Genomic DNA, 1,044 nt, shown 5'->3' on the forward strand with positions numbered 1-1,044 from the left:
GGCCGCGCTCCTGGCCGGCGCATCCAACGAGCAGACCACGATGGGCCGCAAGACCATCACCGCGGCCACGGTCACCCCCGATGACACCAGCGACAGCAGCCAGTCCGACTTCGCCGACCAGACCTACACCAACGCCACCGGCAACCCCATCGGCGCCTTCCTGGTCTGCTTCGACCCCGACACCACGGCCGGAACGGACGCCAACATCGTGCCGCTGACCAAGCACGACTTCCCCGCCACCCCGGACGGCACCGACCTCCTGGTGGGCGTCAACGGCTTCTTCCGCGCCGACTGAGATGGCGTACACGAAGCAGACGTGGGCGGACGGGCCGGACGGCAACACCCTCATCAACGCCGTCCGCCTGAACTACATGGAGACGGGAATCCAGGACGCCGCGGCTGCCGCCGACGCCGCCCAGGACCCGCCGCGCTGTGCCCTCACCCGGATCGCGGACCTGACCCTGACCAGCGGCGTGGTCACCGCCGTCCCCCTGGCCACCTCCATCTACCAGGAGGGCGGGGTGTGGTGGACGACCGGCAGCGGCGTCACCGTCCCGGCCGGGGCAGGCGGCCTGTACCTCGCCGCCCTCCGCACGATCTTCAAGGACGGCGCCCCGAACACCGGTGACAGGAGCATGTGGCTGCGCCGACAGACGGGCGGCCCGCTGGTCGACGACCCGCCGATCGTCTCGCTCACACCGGCCGCGACCGGCACCGCCATCTGGCCGGACCTGACCGCGTCCAACGTGGCCCCGCTGACGGCCGGACAGACCTATTACGTGTCGGTCAGGCACGGCCTGGGCACCCCGCTCGTCCTGTACGGGGTCGAGATGTCTCTCACCCGCATCACGCTGTAGGAGGCAGGCGGTATGCCCTACCCCGGCCCCACCACCTACCCAGGAGCAGGCGTCTGGCCCGGCCTCCTCCTGGGCGAAGCGGCCGAGACGGACACGGCCCTGCCCCTGGCGGCGACGAAGACCCAGCAGCTGGGCACGGCGGCCGAGACCGATGCCGCGCTGGAGCTGACCGGCGCGAAAACACGTC

At 71.3% G+C, this 1,044-nt stretch carries 2 protein-coding genes; both read left to right on the top strand.

Annotation, left to right across the window (positions count from 1 at the left end; genetic code table 11):
* The coding region (locus ABD327_RS25820) for a hypothetical protein (RefSeq protein ID WP_344453602.1) at positions 1-295 on the top strand (295 nt) is incomplete at its 5' end.
* 1 nt (position 296) lies between these two features.
* The gene (locus ABD327_RS25825; RefSeq protein WP_344248212.1) at positions 297-857 is read left to right on the top strand and encodes a hypothetical protein; all 561 of its coding nucleotides are present in this window, start codon (positions 297-299) and stop codon (positions 855-857) included.
* Positions 858-1,044 lie beyond the last annotated feature (187 nt).

Source organism: Actinocorallia aurantiaca (assembly GCF_039533685.1).
Taxonomy (GTDB): Bacteria; Actinomycetota; Actinomycetes; order Streptosporangiales; family Streptosporangiaceae; genus Actinocorallia; species Actinocorallia aurantiaca.

Excerpts from the sequence above, each read along its gene's own strand:
- ABD327_RS25825 (WP_344248212.1), top strand. The coding sequence starts at position 297 with ATGGCGTACACGAAGCAGACGTGGGCGGACGGGCCGGACGGCAACACC.